Source organism: Mesorhizobium sp. L103C105A0 (genome assembly GCF_000502215.1).
Lineage (GTDB): Bacteria > Pseudomonadota > Alphaproteobacteria > Rhizobiales > Rhizobiaceae > Mesorhizobium.
Genome location: NZ_AYXF01000008.1, coordinates 45494 through 62301, shown reverse-complemented (window position 1 = coordinate 62301; position 16808 = coordinate 45494). Strand labels below are relative to the sequence as shown.

Here is a 16808-nt window from a genome sequence, read left to right as displayed (position 1 = left end):
ATGCATGAATTGCCAAAAGAAGTCAGAAATTGGTTTTTCAATTTCTTCTTCGACGGGCACGCTGTCGCTTATCTGAAAATCGACCCTGAGCTTTGCATAGCTGCCAAGGGCGGCAATGTTGAACATTACGGGCTGTCATCACTTCGCATCGGCAAGCCTGTTGCCGAGCAGCTTGAATTCATGGAGGGTTTGCTGCCTTGCCCGGAGCTTCCGTTTCGCATGGACATGGTTGAACTGCCCGGCGGGCGTGTCGCCGACCTCCATTTTTTTGCTGACAATGCGTTCGTGTGGCTGCTTTTTCTGGACGCCACTGCCGAACGAGACAACAGGCAGCGGCTTCAACAGAAGGCCTATGAAATGACGCTCCTGCAAGAGAGGGAGCGTCAACTCAACGAAAAATTGCAATCGACGAACGAGGCGTTGAGGAAGAGCCAGGAGGGATTGGCGCGTGAATATCAGCGCGCCGAAAACCTGCTCCTCAACATTCTCCCGGCCTCGATCGCGGAGCGATTGAAAGCGCAAAAGAAAATTGCCGACAACCACGCAGAGGTGAGTGTGCTTTTTGCCGACATCGTCGGTTTTACGGAACGAGCGCGCAGCGTCGGAGCGGTGACGACGCTCGCTATTTTAAACTACTTCTTCAAGGCGGCGGATCGGCTCTCTGAGCGATACGGCTGCGAAAAGATCAAAACAATTGGCGATTGTGTGATGGTGGTCGCCGGCCTGCCCACGGCGCGATCCGATCATGCAAAGGCCCTCACGCGCTATGCGATTGAGCTGCGCAAAGCGGTCAAGCGGGAACGCTTCGCAGGAGAGCCGATAAGGCTGAGAATTGGAATTCACTCAGGACCGATCGTCGCCGGCGTCATAGGCAAGAGGCGGTTCGCCTATGACCTGTGGGGTGAGACCGTTAATCTCGCCTCACGTATTCAAACGTCCGCGGAGCCCGATGAAATCCGTATTTCCGATGCAACTTGCCAACTGCTTGGACCGAAATTTGCTTGCGACCCACTCGAGGAAACGGAATTGCGCGGTGCGGGTCGCGTGCGAATGTGGCGGCTCCCGAGCTGATCCGTCGCCTGCGGTGCGACCGTGGAGCGCCGATAGCGGCGCCCGAAAGCCATTGGCGTGACCTGATCTTGCGATCGCAAAGCACCCTTTGCGCTTGCCCGGAAGGCCTCTATTCTGGAGCACAGTGGCCGCTGGTGGGATAGAATGTCGGTACTGCCTTTTCTGAGAATCTACGCACCGCTAAATGCGGTGCTCGCTGCGCCTGGGCTTCTGGCGGTGGCTGCGCTCACGATGCCGAACATGTCCGGACGAAGCAGACTGGCTCTGGCTGCCGTGCTTGCTGTCATTTGGGCCGCCTATCTTCTGCAGATGGCCGAGACCCTGCTCAAGCGCTGGGCGGGAGACCTCAGGGACAGGACGCCGGCAATCGCGATCGATGTGCTCGCGGTTTTGGTTCCAGTCGCCGCATTTCTGCTCGACGGCACGCCCGACCGGAGCCTCTACTGTGCTGTCTGGCTGCTGAAGCCGCTGCGCGACTCGACCTTCTTCCCGCTGCTTGGCAGGGTTCTGGCCAACGAAGCGCGCAACCTGGTCGGCGTCACCACGGTCTTCGGCCTGGTTCTGTTCGGTGTCGCACTCGCGGCCTATGTCATCGAGCGCGACGTCCAACCGGAAAAGTTCGGCAGCATCCCCGAGACAATGTGGTGGGCGGTGGTCACGCTGTCCACTACCGGCTATGGCGACGACATTCCGCAAAGCTTCGCCGGCCGCGTCCTTGCCGGGGCTGTCATGATGTGTGGCATCGGCATCTTCGGGCTCTGGGCCGGCATTCTTGCCTCCGGCTTTTATCAAGAAGTCCGTCGCGAGGATTTCGTCCGCAATTGGCAATTGATTGCCGGCGTTCCGTTGTTTCAGAAGCTTGGCCCGGCCACGCTGGTCGAGATCGTGCGCGCGTTAAGGCCTCGCACGGTGCCGGCGGGCGCCGTGATCTGCCGCAGTGGCGAGACCGGTGATCGGATGTTCTTCGTCGTGGAGGGCCGCGTCAGCGTCGCGACGCCCAACCCGGTGGAGCTTGGCCCTGGCGCCTTCTTCGGCGAGATGGCGCTGATCAGCGGCGAACCGCGTATGGCGACCGTCACTGCCGCGACTTCTGTCTCACTCCTGTCGCTGCACGCGGCGGATTTCCAGATGCTGTGCAGCAGTAGCCCGGAAATCGCGGAAATCATCCGCAGGACCGCGCTCGAGCGGCGCGGCGCGGCGCCGGTGGCTTGACCGTACAGCCGATGGTGGCCCGGCTGGAACTGGATGGTACGGCTCTATCGACCACGCGCGAAGGTTCTGGACGGCACGTGGAAGGTCCCAGAGGCGTAGCCGGAGACCTAAACGTAGCCGATCCACTCTACCGGCGGCTCGTTGTTTGGCGCTATGCGTCGACAGTTCCTGCCCCGCGGCCTTTCGGACGACCGGCTTTGGCTAAACTCTAATGCCTTAGAATCTTGCTTAGAAAAGCCCGGCTGCGGTCGGTCTTCGGGTCGGAGAAAAACGCCTCCGGCGTGCCGCTTTCGACGATGGCGCCGGCGTCCATGAACACCACGCGCTGCGCCACCTTGCGGGCAAAGCCCATTTCGTGCGTTACCACCATCATGGTCATGCCTTCCTCGGCCACCGCGACCATGACGTCGAGCACTTCGGAAATCATCTCGGGATCGAGCGCCGAGGTCGGTTCGTCAAACAGCATGATCTTGGGGCGCATGCCGAGGCAGCGCGCGATGGCCACACGCTGCTGCTGGCCGCCGGACAGCTGTGACGGGTAGGCGTTGACCTTGTCGGCGAGGCCGACCTTGGCCAGCAAGTCGCGCCCGGCCTGCTCGGCCTCGGCGCGGGGGATCTTGCGCACATGGATCGGCGCCAGCGTGACGTTTTCCAGCGCCGTCTTGTGCGGGTAGAGGTTGAACGACTGGAAGACGAAGCCGATCTCGGTGCGCAGCTGCGTCATGTTGGTGGCGGGGTCGCCGAGGCGCTGGCCGTCGACGACGAGGTCGCCATCCTTGATCGCTTCCAGGCCGTTGATGCAGCGGATCAGCGTCGACTTGCCCGAACCACTTGGGCCGCAGACGACGACCACTTCGCGCGGCTCGACGCTGAGCGTGATGTCCTTCAGCACATTGAGCGAGCCGAACCATTTGTTGACGCCGCGAAAGTCGATCATGCCCGTTTTGGTCAGGTTTGTCTTGGTCGGGCTTGGATTGGTCATGGCGGTCAGCCCTTTGGGTTCGATGTCACAGCTGCACCTCGCCATGCGCCGCGCCCATGCGGCGCTCCAGCCGGCGGGCGAGCATGATCAGCGGATAGCAGACGACGAAATAGCCGACGCCGACCAGGAAGAAGACCAGCAGGCCGTTGGGCACACGCTGCACCACCAGCCAGCCGACGCGGGTGAGGTCGGTCAGCCCGATCGCCGAGACGACGGAAGAATCCTTGATCAACAGTACATATTGCCCGACCAGCGGCGGCAGCACGATGCGCATCGCCTGCGGCAGCACCACCTGGCGCATGCGTTGCCAGCGCGACAGGCCGGACGCCAGAGCTGCCTCAACCTGGCCGGTCGGCACCGAGCGGATGCCGGCGGCGACGATCTCGCAGATGAAGCACGCGGCGAGGTTGGTGAGCGCGATGATGCCGGCGGTGAAGGCATCGAGCTCGATGCCGAATTCCGGCAGGATGAAGAAGATCAGAAAGATCTGCACCAGGAACGGCGTGCCGCGGATCAGGTCGACCCAGGCCCCGATCACGCTCGAGATCAGCCGGTTGCCGCCGGTGCGCAATATGCCGAGGCCGAAGCCAAGCAGCGTGCCCAGCACCAGGCTGATCGCCGACAGCATCACGGTCATGCCAAGGCCGCGCAAGGCGAGGGGGTAGCTGCCGGCCAGGCTTTGCAGCTGTTGCCAGATCATGTGCTGCTCCTTGCCGGCTGCAGACCGAGCCAGCGACTGGACAGCCCCGCCAGTCCTTTGAGGCCGTAATAGAGCAGCAGATAGAAGGCGGCGATGGTGATGAAACCTTCCGCCGGCATGAAGCGGTCGGACGCCAGCAACTGGCCGGCGCGCGTCAGTTCGGAAACCGAGATCAGCGACAAAAGCGCGGAATCCTTGACCAGCACGATCGCCTGGCCGAGCAGCGGCGGGATCGTCACCTTGAAGGCTTGCGGCAGGATGACCAGGCGCATGCGCTGGACATAGGTCATCCCCGAGGCGACGCCGGCCTCGACCTGGCCGCGCGGGATCGACAGGATGCCGGCGCGGATGATTTCCGCGACATAGGCGCCGCTGTTCAGCGACAGAGCGATGATGCCGACGACCAGCTCGGGCAGGACGAAGCCGAGACGCGGCAGGCCGAAATAGAGGAAGTAGAGCTGCGCCAGCAACGGCGTGGCGCGCACGGCATCGATATAGCCCTTGGCCAGCACGCGAAACAGCTGGCCGCGCTGCAGGTTCATGGCGGCGAGCACGATGCCGACGGCCAGCGCGCCCGCAAAGGACAGCGCCGACAGCCACACGGTCGTGATCAGACCCTGCCCGAACAAAGGCAGATATTCGATGATGGTGCGGAAGCTGAAATTTTCGAGCATGGCGGTGAATGGTGAATGGTGAATGGGCAGTAGTGAGTAGTGAGTAGTGAGTAGTGAGTAGCGTCCGGAATGGCCATTCACCATTCACCATTCACCATTCACCATTCACTACTTCCTACTCACTACTCACTACTCCCTGCTTACCTCTGCTTAGTGATCCTTCTTCCAGGCGTCGGAATTGACCCAGTAGTCGAGGTTCTTCTGCAGGCGGCCGTCGATGCTGACCTGGTTGAGGAACAGGTTCATCCAGATCAACAGGTCCGGCTCGTCGTAGCGGGTGGCGAAGGCAAGCGGCTCCTTCGACAACAGGTCCGGCATGATGGTGAAGGTGCCGGCGGGATAGGCTGTCGACTGACCCTTGACCGCCGAGACGTCGTTGACGCCGCAATCGGCCTGGCCGTTGTTGACTGCGTCGAGCAGCAGCGGGCCGCCGCCCTTGTAGCTCTTGATGTCGGCATCCGGGAAGGCGTTCTTGGCTTCCTTTTCGCCGGTGGCGCCCAACAGCACGGCGATCTTGGTGCCCTTGGCCTTGCAGTCCTCGGTTGTCTTGAACTTGCTGTCGGCCTTGGTGAAGACGGTGCTGCCCGTATACATGTAAGGTGTGGTGAAGGCGACCTTCATGCCGCGCGCCAGCGTCGGCGTCATGTCGGCGACGAGCAGGTCGGCCTTGCCCGAAAGCAGCGCCGGGATCAGCCCGTCCCAATCATAGTCGAGGAAGGTGATCTTGACGCCCATTTCCTTGGCCATCAGTTCGGCGAGTTCGACCGAACTGCCGGTGCGCTCGCCGGCCGCGCCGACCAGCGAGAAGGGAGGTCCTTGCGTCTGTACCGCGACGCGCAGTTCGCCGCGCTTGGTGATCTCGTCGAGCGTTCCGGCACTGGCAGCAGCGGTCAGGCCCGCAAGCGCAAGTCCGGCGATGAAAAGCTTGGCAATCTTCATTTGGCATTCCTCCTGTTATCGTTGTTGTTCCACTTTGTTATTCCACCCTTTTGGGTGTTTTTTGAGCGGCGGCACCGTTTGCCGGCGGCAGCCACCGTTCGAAAATCCTCAGTCCCAGGCCACCGTCTCGGCAACCTTGATGCCACGCCTGGCCAGCTCGTCGAAGAACGGCCCGTCCGGCACATGCAGCAGCGGGTTCAAAAGCCCTGGTGTGGCGATCTCGCGCCGCGCCAGCATCTGCGCCACGATGCTGGCGGGATAGCCGACGCCAAGGCTCATGCCGAACAGGCCTGATGCCAGGTCGCGTTCGATGATCAGGTCCGACGTCACCGTTTTGGCGCGGCCGCCTTCGAGACCGGAAAAGACATTGCGCATCACGCAAAGGTCCTTCTCGTCGGCGCCATATTGCAGTTGCGGGCCGAGCAGACGGCCGAGAAATTCGCGTGGGCTGGCGCCGGTGCCGGGCACCTTGTCTTCGGAGAGGAAGCCGAGTTCCTTCAGCGGCGCCCAGAACGCCGACCATCCCGGCCAGCGCAGCGTATAGCGGCCCGAGCGTTGCAATCCCTTGGCGGCTGCCAGCATCTCGACATAGTGCAGAGCGTCGCCATTGGGGAAAGCTTCCAGCCGGCCGAGGCCCGCGACCTCGATCTCGTGGATGAAGGCATTGTCGTGCTGTCGGCCGGCCGGCACTTCGACGCGCTTGCCATGCTCGATCATCACGCTGTCGCGGTTCTGGCTGACCAGAACCATGTCGAAATTCCAGCTTACCTTGTAGCAAAGCGGCTTCGCCATCGCCTTCGGTTCGGGGATGCCGCCGCAATAGGAATCGATCGAGGAGATCGTAGAGAACTGCTTTGCGGCGCGCGCATAGAGCACGAGGTCGATGCCGGGATCGAGCCCACATTCGGTCATGATCGAAACGCCGGCCTGTTCAGCCTCCGGCGCCAGATCGGCAATCGCCTTGCCGTAATTGGTAGTGACCAGCGGCGTGCGCGCTGCGATCGCGGCCTGCACCGCCTCGCGCATCAATGGCTGCGGCAACAGATCGATGGCGGCGTCGACATCCGCCAGCACGGTGGCAAGCGCCGGACCGATCGCGCCCTCGGGCATGACGAAACGCACGCGGGAAAGGTCGGTCAGCCCGGCAAGCCGGGCAGGGCCGTCAGCCGACGTATCGACGCAGACGACTTCCTCGACACCGGCGCTGGCGACGAGATCGGCGATGGCCGCCCGTCCCTGCAGGCCGAGGCCGCCGAGAACAGCTATTCTCATGCCGGCTCCTTGCGTGACGGTGTTTCTTCCGACCAGCAGCCTTCGGGAAGGCTGACCCATTTGTTGCATGAAGCCATGACGACGAAGGTTTCGCTGCGCACGACTTCCCCGGGAATGCCGGCGCCCGGAATCAGCTCGCTGGTGATGCGGTAGAGGTCGGCGACATCGCCGGCGACGGTCACGTCGACGATGATGTCGAAGCGCCCGGTAACCACCGAGGCCGAGTTGACGAAAGGCAGTTCGGCAATGCGCTGCGCCAGTTCCCGGGCGCGGCCACGTCCCTGAGCGTTGATGCCGACAATGGCCGAGATCAACTCGGGGCGTTCGGTCAGATTGAGCAGCCCGACGATCTTCAAGAGGTTGCGGTCGAGCAGATTGCGCAACCTTGAGCGCACCGTCGGCACCGAGATCGCCATCGTCTCGGCGAGCCGGTTGATGCCGGGCTGGGCATCTTGCGACAACAGCTTTACCAGCCGTCGATCGGTTTGATCGAGATGCTCACGCAAAAGGCAAGGCTTTCATAAAGGGAAAGAAACGATGGGATTTTCTTTCGGATATGAAAAATACCTTATGGGAAATTTTTAACAGCAGCAAGAGCTATGTCATCCCTCTGTGCCAGTTCCCGTGTGCGTTCAGGCAAGACAGGATGCATGTCGTCCCAAAACCGCTGCACATTTTGGGGCAGTCGAGGATGTGCGCGACAGCACTAGGTGACGGAGTTCGAAGACGATCTTGCCGCGGCCGTGGTCGCTTGAACGCGACGGTAGGTCGTAGTGAGCAACGCACCCGAATGGCAGGCCGACCGAGCTGCGGCGTAGCCGCAACTCACGCCTTCACCTGATAAGCGGAGAGGCTCATTCGCGACATGGCCAAAAGCGGCCTTTCGATAAAACTATAACTCGCCAGGGACACGGCGATGCAAGCGGTGACAATAGCTATGCTTGCAAGCCATGGTGACACATTGGCGGTTGCAACGACAGGAGCGATCGCGAGCAGCACGATAGGATGGGTCAGATAGAGAGAGTAGGAAGCATCTCCCAGCCTTGCCAGCACGCGAGGAGCAAAAAGTCGGAAGTAGCTCTCCAGGCTGATGCAACCCGCGACAAGGATCAGCGCCGGGATACCTTGAGCAAGGGTTCGCGGCAAGTTGAAGCCAAGTACCATCACCAGTGTGGACACAATAGCGAACCCGACAGCCGAGGCACCCAGGAAAGCGGGCAAACGCACCAGTCTGCCGACCAGATGGCCGACAGCCATGCCGGCAAGGAACTCAAACAGGATTGGCGTGGTATAGAAAAACAGCACAGTGTCGGCGGCGGGTTTGAAGATAATGCGTGCGGCTACGGCGATTGCAAAGACAACGCCAATCGTGGCCATTTGCGTCAGCGCACCAAAACCCATAGTCGCCGCGAACAGAATGTAAAACAGGATTTCCAGATTGAGCGTCCAACCCACGCCAAGCACTGGCTGGACATAGCCTGTGGCCGTATCGAGATAGGGCACGAAAAGCAGGCTATTGGTAATCTGCTCAAAGGACACTCCACGACCGGCAAACAGCCAAAGTGCGGCGACCATGAGGAAGGTCTGACCCAATAGAACGGAACGACGCGCGTGAACCGCTGCATCAAAAAAGCACGGTGGTCGCGATGTCTGTTCTCCGTCGAGAGAACCATGACGAAACCGCTGATGACGAAAAACAGGTCGACGCCGCTGTTTAGAATGGGAATAGGCAAATCGAGCACGCCTAGTGCGGCCGGAAGATGATAGATAACAACCATTAGGGCTGCTAGCCCCCGCAGGGTCTGTATCGATGTATATTGTTGAATCCAACGCGGCGCAGCGTGATCATTATCCGGAATGACGTTCATTAAAAAATGTCCCCGATGCCGGAGAATATTAACACGGATGAGATCGTTGATGCGACGATTAACTGCCGGTTTAATAATACATAAAATTTGAATAGCTTTCACCGACTTTCGCGGCCCGGGCCTTGCGATCGCCATCGTCTCGGCGATGCCTTGGCGCGCTGCTTGTATGCGCTATCGCCCGGTCTGGAAGATCGCCACCGCTGCCGCCGTCAGCGCGGCATTGCCGGCCGCAACCGTGCCATCCGGCAGATGCTTCCCATCCTCCAGCCCGACGCGCGTCGACCAGTCGCGATCCGCGGCACGGCGCACGAACGGCCACACCGTCGCGTTCTCGCCATGCAGCAGGATGGCACGGCGAATGCCGGCGCGCTCCAGGACCTGTTCGATGCCGTCGGCGACCGCAAAAGCCCCGTCTAGCGTCTGCTCGGAAATCTCGATCAGCACGCGCAGCACGCGCCCGCCATGGTCGAGGCCGACCAGCCGCTCGGCGTCGGCGACCGACGCCAGACCCGCCTCGATGCCGATGCCGCGCTGCCGCAGGCTCTCCATGACGATAGGCGCGGCCGCCTCGCTGAGATTGACCGAGGCATAGTCCGGCAATTCGCGCCAGCCGGCGATGGCGACCAGCGTGCTTGTATCGTCATTCTCGATCCAGGCGCCGGTGGAGACGCCGATCAGCGTACCGGGGCAGGCACGGCGCAGCCCTGCGATGGTCGGATCCATCGCTGCCGGCGCAAGGCTCTCGCGGCGGTCCGCGCTGCGGGCATGGACATGCAGCTCAGCTGCGCCCGCGGCAATCGAAGCCGCCCCGTCGCGCGCCATAGCGTCGGAGTCGAGCGGCAGTGTGGGGTGAAAATCGGCAGCGCGCCGGTCTCCTTCAGCGTCTCCAACACNTCTCGCGATCCTGTTGCGGATCGCGCGAGCCTAGCAAAGAGCAGGGTGGAGAGGAAACGGGCGCAGTGAAGACTGCTGACAGGGTGCCGCTTCTGCGGAGGTTGCGGTATCGGCCCAGGACATACCATATAGCGGGACAGGACACGCCACGGGCGATCCTTACCCCTTTGCCGGACTGCCGGCCAGAAGGATTTGCGATGGCTGAGTTGAAGGTCAGAACCCGCGTCACCGGCGCGACGGCGACGCTGCAGCCCGGCGGCTTGCCTTCCATCACCACTCCGACCGGCGGTGCAGTCGATGTCGTCACCGGCGTCAGCGCGCCGGGCTTCAATCCGCTCGACCTGCTCTACGCCTCGCTCGCCGCCTGCATGGTGCTGAGTGCGCGCATCGCCGCCTCCCGCCTCGGGGTTGCCGCCGCGCTTGGCGAGGTGCGCGCCGAGGTCAGCGGCGAGAAGGCCAAGGACGAGCCGTCGCGCGTCGAAAGGCTCAACATCAGGCTCGACATCTCAGGCGATCTCGACGCTGCGACCAAGCAGCGGATCGTCGAGGACGCCGAAGCGATCTGCACGGTGTCCAACACGCTGCGCGCCGCGCCGCAATTGCATACGACGCTTGGGTGAGGGTGTCGCAGAATGCCTCGCTACCACCCAACCAAGGACCGTCCCATGGCCATGATCCCGCCGATCGACTACGCCTCGGCATCGCAAGACATCCGCGCCGAGCACGACAGGGAGCTTGGCCTGCGCGGGCGCATGACCAACATGAAGCGCATCCTGCTGCATTCACCGGCGGCCCACCGCATCTATGCCGAATGGTTCACCCTGCGCGATCTGCTCAAGCCCGCACTCGACGACCGCGCTGTCTGGCTGTTGTCGCTGGCGATCTCCGAGAGATGCCGCGCCGAGATACCGCTTACCTTCTTCCGCCGCGCGCTGATCGACAGCGGTCTTGATCCCGAGGCGATCGAGCCCAGCGCTGAAGAAGCTTTGCTGATCGAATTCGGCAAGGCAGTCGCTGCCGATACCAACGCCGTTCCCGACGATGTCTGGGCGGCACTCAAGGCTAGCTACGACGACACACTGCTGGTCAACCTCGTCGCCTTCGCCGGCATCATGGTGGCGACCTGCCTGTTCACAAACGCGGTGAGGGTCGATCTGGACCCTGAGTTGGAGGCGTATCGCCGCAAGGGTGCCGATCCGGTCTGATGCGATCGATACGCAGTCGATCTGCAGTGGATATCGCCCGGAAGGATCAGCCGTAGTAGCCGGCTCCAAACAGCAAAAGTGTTTCCACCTGGGAGTCCGCTTCTTTTCCTATGGCTGTCCAGATGCTGATGCCGAGAGCATTCGAAATCGCGCTATCGATCTCGACCTTCACATTGGGGTCGGTTTGTCTCAAGAACCTCAGCGCAACCTCCATGGAAATCGGAAACAGCGACGCGCCACCCAGTTCCAAGATCGCAGGCGAGGTGAATTCCAGCGCTTCGAGTGCGCCATCGGCCTTGTAATAGGCGAATACTCCAAGGTCCGGCCAATAGTCGGCCGGAACGCTGGTTGGGCTCCGCCGGAAGACCTTGAGCTCTCCTGAAAAGAAGGATCTGACAGTCGCCTTAGACGATCCGAGAGGAAGCCCTTTGACGCCATTTAGCGGTTCGATCGAAAGATGCATGTACACAGTTAATCGCTGCCGGCAGCAGATGACAATGTTCATCGCAGGAATCGGGTGGCCCAGGCGCCTCGTTCGCCCCACTTTGACCGCAAGCAAAGGAGGCATCCATGACCATCCATTCGATAAGCACCAAACGCGCAGCCCATTCGGCCGAAGCGCGCATCGCAGCGCAGGACTGGAGTGCTCTGGTCGGCGAACTGAACAGCCACGGCAGCACCGTCATGCCGGCGCTGCTTTCACCCGAGGAGTGCACCGAGATCGCCGGTCTCTATCCGCATGAGGACCATTTCCGCAGCCATGTGGTGATGGCCCGCCATGGCTTCGGCAAGGGCGAGTACCGCTATTTCCGCTATCCGCTGCCGGATCTGGTCGGTGGCCTGCGCACCGCGCTCTATCCGAGGCTGGCCGGCGTCGCCAACGACTGGAACGAACGCATGGGCGTGGCACAGCGCTATCCCGATGACCACGCCGCCTTCCTCCAGCTTTGCCACGAAAGCGGCCAAACGCGGCCGACGCCGCTTCTCCTCCAGTATGGCCCCGGCGACTTTAACTGCCTCCATCAGGACCTCTATGGCGACCTCGCTTTTCCGCTGCAGGTCGCAATCCTGTTGTCGCAGCCAGGCGAGGATTTCGCCGGCGGCGAATTCGTGCTGACCGAGCAGCGCCCGCGCATGCAAAGCCGTGCCGAAGTGGTGCCGCTGACCCGGGGCGATGCAGTGATCTTTGCTGTCCACAATCGCCCGGTGCAAGGTACGAAAGGGCACTACCGCGTCAATCTCCGGCACGGCGTCAGCCGCCTGCGCTCGGGACGGCGGCATACGGTGGGGATCATTTTCCACGACGCGAAGTGACAATTCGTCGGACACAGCCAAAGCACCTCACTACCGCTGCTTATTGACATGGCGAGTTCGGCGGAACAGTCTCCGCTTGTGTAAGAGAGGGGCATTTATGAAACGATCCTATGAGAAGCCGACACTCGTCAGACGGGGCAAGCTCGCCTCGCTCGCCGCCCAGCAGGTGCCGTCAATAGAAGCGGAAGTGCCCGCACCGAACTGAGTACAGAAGCTGGTTCAAAAACAGCCCGTTGCGCAAAATCGCGCGGCGGGCTGTTTTGCATTCTGGAGGTGCGGACCGCAGCGGCTTTTGCGCGCGGCGTCAAATGGGCGCTTCCTCTGGCGCGGCCGATCGCGTAAGGGCCGGGGAAAATCCTCCAAGGTTCTTCCAGTCGCATGATCCGTCTTGAAAGCATCAGCAAACAGAACGGCCGCCAGCTTGTCTTCATCGAGGCCTCGGCCTCGCTACAGAAGGGCGAGAAGATCGGCCTTGTCGGTCCGAACGGCGCCGGCAAGACGACTTTGTTTCGCATGATTACCGGCCAGGAGCAGCCCGACGAGGGCCAGGTGCAGGTCGATCGCGGCGTCACCATCGGCTATTTCAGCCAGGATGTCGGCGACATGGCCGGCCACAGTGCTGTGGCCGAAGTGATGAACGGCGCCGGGCCGGTCAGCGACGTGGCGGCCGAAATGGCCGAACTCGAGGCGGCCATGGCCGATCCCGAGCAGGCCGACCGGATGGATGAGATCATCGAGAAATATGGCGAGGCGCAGCACCGTTTCGAGGAACTCGACGGCTATGCGCTCGATGGCCGCGCCCGCGAAGTGCTGGACGGCCTGGGCTTCAGCCAGGAAATGATGGACGGCGATGTCGGCAAACTGTCCGGCGGCTGGAAGATGCGCGTGGCGCTGGCCCGCATCCTGTTGATGCGGCCCGATGTCATGCTGCTCGACGAACCGTCCAACCATCTCGATCTCGAAAGCCTGATCTGGCTGGAGCAGTTCCTGAAAGGTTATGAGGGCGCGCTGCTGATGACCTCGCACGACCGCGAGTTCATGAACCGCATCGTCAACAAGGTGGTCGAGATCGACGCCGGTTCGCTCACCGCCTATTCCGGCAATTACGAATTCTACCAGCAGCAGCGGGCGATCGCCGACAAGCAGCAGCAGGCGCAGTTCGAGCGCCAGCAGGCCATGCTGGCCAAGGAGATCGCTTTCATCGAGCGCTTCAAGGCGCGGGCGTCACACGCCGCCCAGGTGCAGAGCCGGGTGAAGAAGCTCGACAAGATCGATCGTGTCGAGCCGCCCAAGCGCCGTCAGATCGTGAATTTCGATTTTCAGCCGGCGCCGCGCTGCGGCGAGGATGTCGTGACGCTGAAGAACGTCCACAAGGGCTATGGCAGCCGCTCGATCTATGAGGGGCTGGACTTCCAGGTCCGCCGCCGCGAGCGCTGGTGCATCATGGGCGTCAACGGCGCCGGCAAGTCGACACTGCTGAAGCTGGTGGCCGGCGCGTCTGACCCGGATGCCGGCACAGTTGCTCGGGGGCCGAGTGTGAAAATGGGCTATTTCGCCCAGCACGCCATGGAGGTGTTGGAGGGCGAACGCACCGTGTTCCAGACGCTGGAGGACGCGTTTCCGCAAGCCGGCCAGGCGCCGCTCAGGGCACTCGCCGGCTGCTTCGGCTTTTCCGGCGACGAGATCGAGAAGAAATGCCGGGTTCTGTCAGGCGGCGAAAAGGCGCGCCTGGTGATGGCGCTGATGCTGTTCGATCCGCCCAATCTTCTGGTGCTCGACGAGCCGACCAACCACCTCGACATCGCGACCAAGGAGATGCTGATCACGGCGCTGTCGCAATACGAAGGCACCATGCTGTTCGTCTCGCACGACCGCCATTTCCTGGCCGCACTCTCCAACCGCGTGCTGGAACTGACGCCAGAAGGCATCCACACCTATGGCGGCGGCTATACCGAATATGTGGAGAGGACCGGGCACGAGGCGCCGGGGCTGCGGACCTGACGCAGGTCCTGCGTCCGCATTTGCGTCCAGCAAAGCCAGGATTTGTCAGCTCGCCGCCAGCCATTTGCGCGACTGCGCGAAGGCCTTGAAGGCTTTGGCATCCATCGGGTAGCCGAACAGGAAGCCTTGCAGGATGTCGCAGCCAAGCTCTTTCAGGATGCGCGCGTGCTCCATCGTCTCGACGCCCTCGGCGATCACTTCGATCCCGAGCGACTTGCCGATGTCGATGATGGACGACACAAGCTGCCGCTGTGCGGTTGAGCTGGTGATGGGGGTGACCAGCTGGCGGTCGATCTTGAGGCGACGGGGCCGCAACTTCAACAGCGAGACGATCGAGGCATGCCCGGTGCCGAAATCGTCGATCTCGACGTCGATGCCGAGCCCCTTGATGTGTTCGATGTTCCAGCTGACCAGCTCGTCGTTTTCGTCGAGGAAAATCGACTCCACCAGTTCGAACGACACGGTCCCTTCCTTGATCGGAAGCTTGCGCAAACCCTTGATCAGGTCCCTGTCTTCCAGGCGCCGTGCGGAAACGTTGACCGAGACGCGCGGGATGTTGAGGTGGCTGCGCGACCAACGCTCAAAATTATCGAGCGCCTGCTCCAGGACGGTGCGGTCGATAAGCGCCACGACATTAAGTTCTTCAGCCACCTTGATGTAGGCGTCGGGGGTCAGCATGCCGCGTTGCGGATGATCCCAACGCGACAGCGCCTCGACGCCGACGATCTCCAGCGTCTTGGCGTCGAACTGCGGCTGATAGTAGACGATGAATTCGTTCCGCTCGAGCCCGCCCAGAATCTCGTCGGCGGTCTGCTTGGTCCGCACGATCTCGCTCTGCAGCTCTTCGTTGAAAAACTCGTAGCGGTTGCGGCCGCGGCCTTTCGCCCGGTACAGCGCCAGATCGGCATTGACAAGCAACTGCCTTGCATCGACGCCGCTATTGGCCGCAATGCCGATGCTGACGCCGAACCGGCACTGGTGACCCAGATAGTCGACCGGCTGGCGCATCGCATCGATAATGTGGTCGGCCAGCGCGGCGAGTTCCTTGTCGTCGCGTCCATGGCTCAGCACGACAAACTCGTCGCCGCCGATGCGCGCAACGAAATCGGCACTGCCGACGCTGGCCTTGATGACTTTCGAAGCATGCACCAGCAATGCATCGCCCGCTGCATGGCCGAGCGTGTCGTTGATCTGCTTGAACCGGTCAAGGTCGAGATGCAGCAACGCCGCACGGCCGTCGGCTTCGCGGTTTTCGGCAAGCATCTCGTCCAGATACCGACGGTTGGGCAGACCGGTCAGCGAATCATGCATCGCGACATGCTCGATGCGGGCTTTGGCCAGGTTCAGTTCGGCATTTTTCGATTCTGAAAGGCGACGTTCACGCACGAGATTCTCGTTGAGCAGCACGTCGCCTGTCACATCCCATTCGGCGCCGATCATTTTTGGCGTGCCGTCGATGTCCCGGAAGAAACTGGCGCGGGTGCGCACATGGCGAATGGTGCCGTCCGGCCGCAGGAGCCGATACTGCGAAGAGTAGGGGCCTTGTGTTGCAACAGCCGAATCGAAATCTGCTTTAGCCCGTTCGAAGTCTTGGGGATGGATCGCCAGCGCCCAGTCGTCATAGCTACGGGTCTTGCCGCCGCCGGGTTTGCCATAGATTTCGTTGATGCGGTCGTCCCATACGAGTTCGTTGCTGACGGTATCGTGCTCCCACACGCCTATAGCAGAGGCTTCCAACGCCAGCTCCAGCCGCCGGGACAGGCGCCTCAACTCGGCGTCACTTTTCTGCCGCTCACCGAAAAGACGTCCTGCCACGAGGATCGGCAGCACCACCAGCGCGCCGGCAAGCGCCATGAGCAGACGCAACAGCCACTCATTTTTCGGAGCGGTCGGCCAGCCGCCCTTCGGTATGGCTGAAATTTGCCAGGAGCCTGAAGGCAATTGCACCTCTGCCATCACCGGATTGCCGGACACGACATTATCGCCGCCGAAGAACAGTTCCCCGCCGCCGCCGAGCGCATCCTTGCCGATAAGCGCCACATCGATATCCAGATCAGGGTCGGTCAGTCCGCTGGCAGCGTAGAGCCGATCGACATCGATCACGGCCGAGACGATACCCCAAAAACGGTCGCCGCCACCCGCCGTCGGCACGAAGACCGGGATACGGCCGATGAAGCCACGTCCGCCTTGCGCCAGTTTGACCGGCCCGGCGAGCACAAGCGCGCGCTGGTCACGGGCGCGAAGCGCGGCCATGCGTTGCGTATCGCTCTTGCGGTAGTCCAGCCCGATGGCTTTTTCATTGCCTTCCAGCGGATATATCAGCGCGATGACGAGGTCGGGGGCGCCGGCAATATCGCGTAACTGCGATTTTTGCTCGAACAGATTGCGGGCGAGCGCCGCAAATCTTTGCTGGCCCATATAGGGCTCGGTAACGATTGTCGAAACGAGACCCTGAACCAGCTGGAGATTGCCGCCTATGTTGCCTTCGAGCTTGGCGCGTATGATGTTGACCTTGGCCAGGACGTCGGCGCGCGCCAGCTGATCGGAGACCTCTCTGTTCCTCTGGTCGGCAACCAGGGCGCAGATGAGAAGCACGACAAAGGCAATCGCCGCCGGCAAGTTGGCGGAAGAAAAAACGGCCCGTTTCAACCGGCCGGAATTGAGCATTGCGCCTGC

The 16808-nt window shown here is 61.8% G+C and carries 16 protein-coding genes; 6 read left to right on the top strand and 10 right to left on the bottom strand.

Translation table 11 applies throughout. The annotated features are described in order from the left end of the window. Together X727_RS143850 and X727_RS143855 are read left to right on the top strand one after the other, a co-directional pair. Positions 1-1071, top strand: a complete 1071-nt coding sequence (locus X727_RS143850) for an adenylate/guanylate cyclase domain-containing protein (RefSeq protein ID WP_023693905.1) — start codon at positions 1-3, stop codon at positions 1069-1071. Positions 1072-1215: 144 nt separating this feature from the next. Next, positions 1216-2283 (top strand): cyclic nucleotide-gated potassium channel, encoded by a 1068-nt coding sequence (locus X727_RS143855; protein WP_023684786.1) that lies wholly within the window; start codon positions 1216-1218, stop codon positions 2281-2283. Between the two features lie 208 nt (positions 2284-2491). Here the strand turns inward: X727_RS143855 and X727_RS143860 are convergent, their stop codons facing one another. From X727_RS143860 to X727_RS143895, 8 genes are all read right to left on the bottom strand, one after another. Then, positions 2492-3220 carry an amino acid ABC transporter ATP-binding protein gene (locus tag X727_RS143860; RefSeq protein WP_023670319.1) on the bottom strand — a complete coding sequence of 243 codons (729 nt, stop codon included), beginning with the start codon at positions 3218-3220 and terminating at the stop codon, positions 2492-2494. A gap of 70 nt (positions 3221-3290) precedes the next feature. Continuing rightward, positions 3291-3965, bottom strand: a complete 675-nt coding sequence (locus tag X727_RS143865) for an amino acid ABC transporter permease (protein WP_023684787.1) — start codon at positions 3963-3965, stop codon at positions 3291-3293. Next, entirely contained in the window at positions 3962-4639 is a 678-nt protein-coding gene (locus X727_RS143870; protein WP_023693902.1) for an amino acid ABC transporter permease, read from the bottom strand. Before X727_RS143870 ends, X727_RS143865 begins: the two co-directional genes overlap by 4 nt. A gap of 150 nt (positions 4640-4789) precedes the next feature. After that, positions 4790-5578 (bottom strand): ABC transporter substrate-binding protein, encoded by a 789-nt coding sequence (locus X727_RS143875; RefSeq protein ID WP_023684789.1) that lies wholly within the window; start codon positions 5576-5578, stop codon positions 4790-4792. A gap of 108 nt (positions 5579-5686) precedes the next feature. Next, positions 5687-6850, bottom strand: coding sequence for a saccharopine dehydrogenase family protein (locus X727_RS143880; protein WP_023834741.1), 1164 nt, complete (start codon positions 6848-6850; stop codon positions 5687-5689). Further along, complete coding sequence (locus X727_RS143885) at positions 6847-7356, bottom strand: Lrp/AsnC family transcriptional regulator (RefSeq protein WP_023670324.1); 510 nt, start codon at positions 7354-7356, stop codon at positions 6847-6849. The genes X727_RS143880 and X727_RS143885 overlap by 4 nt, the downstream gene beginning before the upstream one ends. 319 nt (positions 7357-7675) lie before the next feature. Further along, the gene (locus X727_RS143890; protein WP_023834740.1) at positions 7676-8425 is read right to left on the bottom strand and encodes an acyltransferase; all 750 of its coding nucleotides are present in this window, start codon (positions 8423-8425) and stop codon (positions 7676-7678) included. Between the two features lie 464 nt (positions 8426-8889). After that, positions 8890-9621, bottom strand: a complete 732-nt coding sequence (locus tag X727_RS143895) for a 3-keto-5-aminohexanoate cleavage protein (RefSeq protein WP_050591312.1) — start codon at positions 9619-9621, stop codon at positions 8890-8892. Positions 9622-9809: 188 nt separating this feature from the next. Here X727_RS143895 and X727_RS143900 point away from each other — a divergent pair, with 188 nt between their 5' ends. Beyond that, entirely contained in the window at positions 9810-10232 is a 423-nt protein-coding gene (locus X727_RS143900; protein WP_023670326.1) for an OsmC family protein, read from the top strand. A 45-nt stretch (positions 10233-10277) separates the two neighbouring features. After that, positions 10278-10817: a hypothetical protein gene (locus tag X727_RS143905; protein WP_023695530.1), complete on the top strand. Its 540-nt coding sequence runs from the start codon at positions 10278-10280 to the stop codon at positions 10815-10817. 46 nt (positions 10818-10863) lie between these two features. Here the strand turns inward: X727_RS143905 and X727_RS0134350 are convergent, their stop codons facing one another. Continuing rightward, on the bottom strand, positions 10864-11322 hold the full coding sequence (locus tag X727_RS0134350; protein ID WP_050586866.1) for a hypothetical protein: 459 nt from the start codon (positions 11320-11322) through the stop codon (positions 10864-10866). Between the two features lie 65 nt (positions 11323-11387). On the opposite strand from X727_RS0134350, the gene X727_RS143910 reads away from it, so the two are divergent. Both X727_RS143910 and X727_RS143915 read left to right on the top strand, forming a co-directional pair. Then, the gene (locus tag X727_RS143910; RefSeq protein ID WP_023735473.1) at positions 11388-12131 is read left to right on the top strand and encodes a 2OG-Fe(II) oxygenase; all 744 of its coding nucleotides are present in this window, start codon (positions 11388-11390) and stop codon (positions 12129-12131) included. 378 nt (positions 12132-12509) lie between these two features. Continuing rightward, a complete protein-coding gene (locus X727_RS143915) occupies positions 12510-14132 on the top strand; it encodes an ABC-F family ATP-binding cassette domain-containing protein (RefSeq protein ID WP_023689031.1) in 1623 nt (540 codons plus the stop codon). Positions 14133-14177: 45 nt separating this feature from the next. Here the strand turns inward: X727_RS143915 and X727_RS143920 are convergent, their stop codons facing one another. Beyond that, a complete protein-coding gene (locus X727_RS143920; RefSeq protein WP_031204499.1) occupies positions 14178-16799 on the bottom strand; it encodes an EAL domain-containing protein in 2622 nt (873 codons plus the stop codon). Positions 16800-16808: the final 9 nt, after the last annotated feature.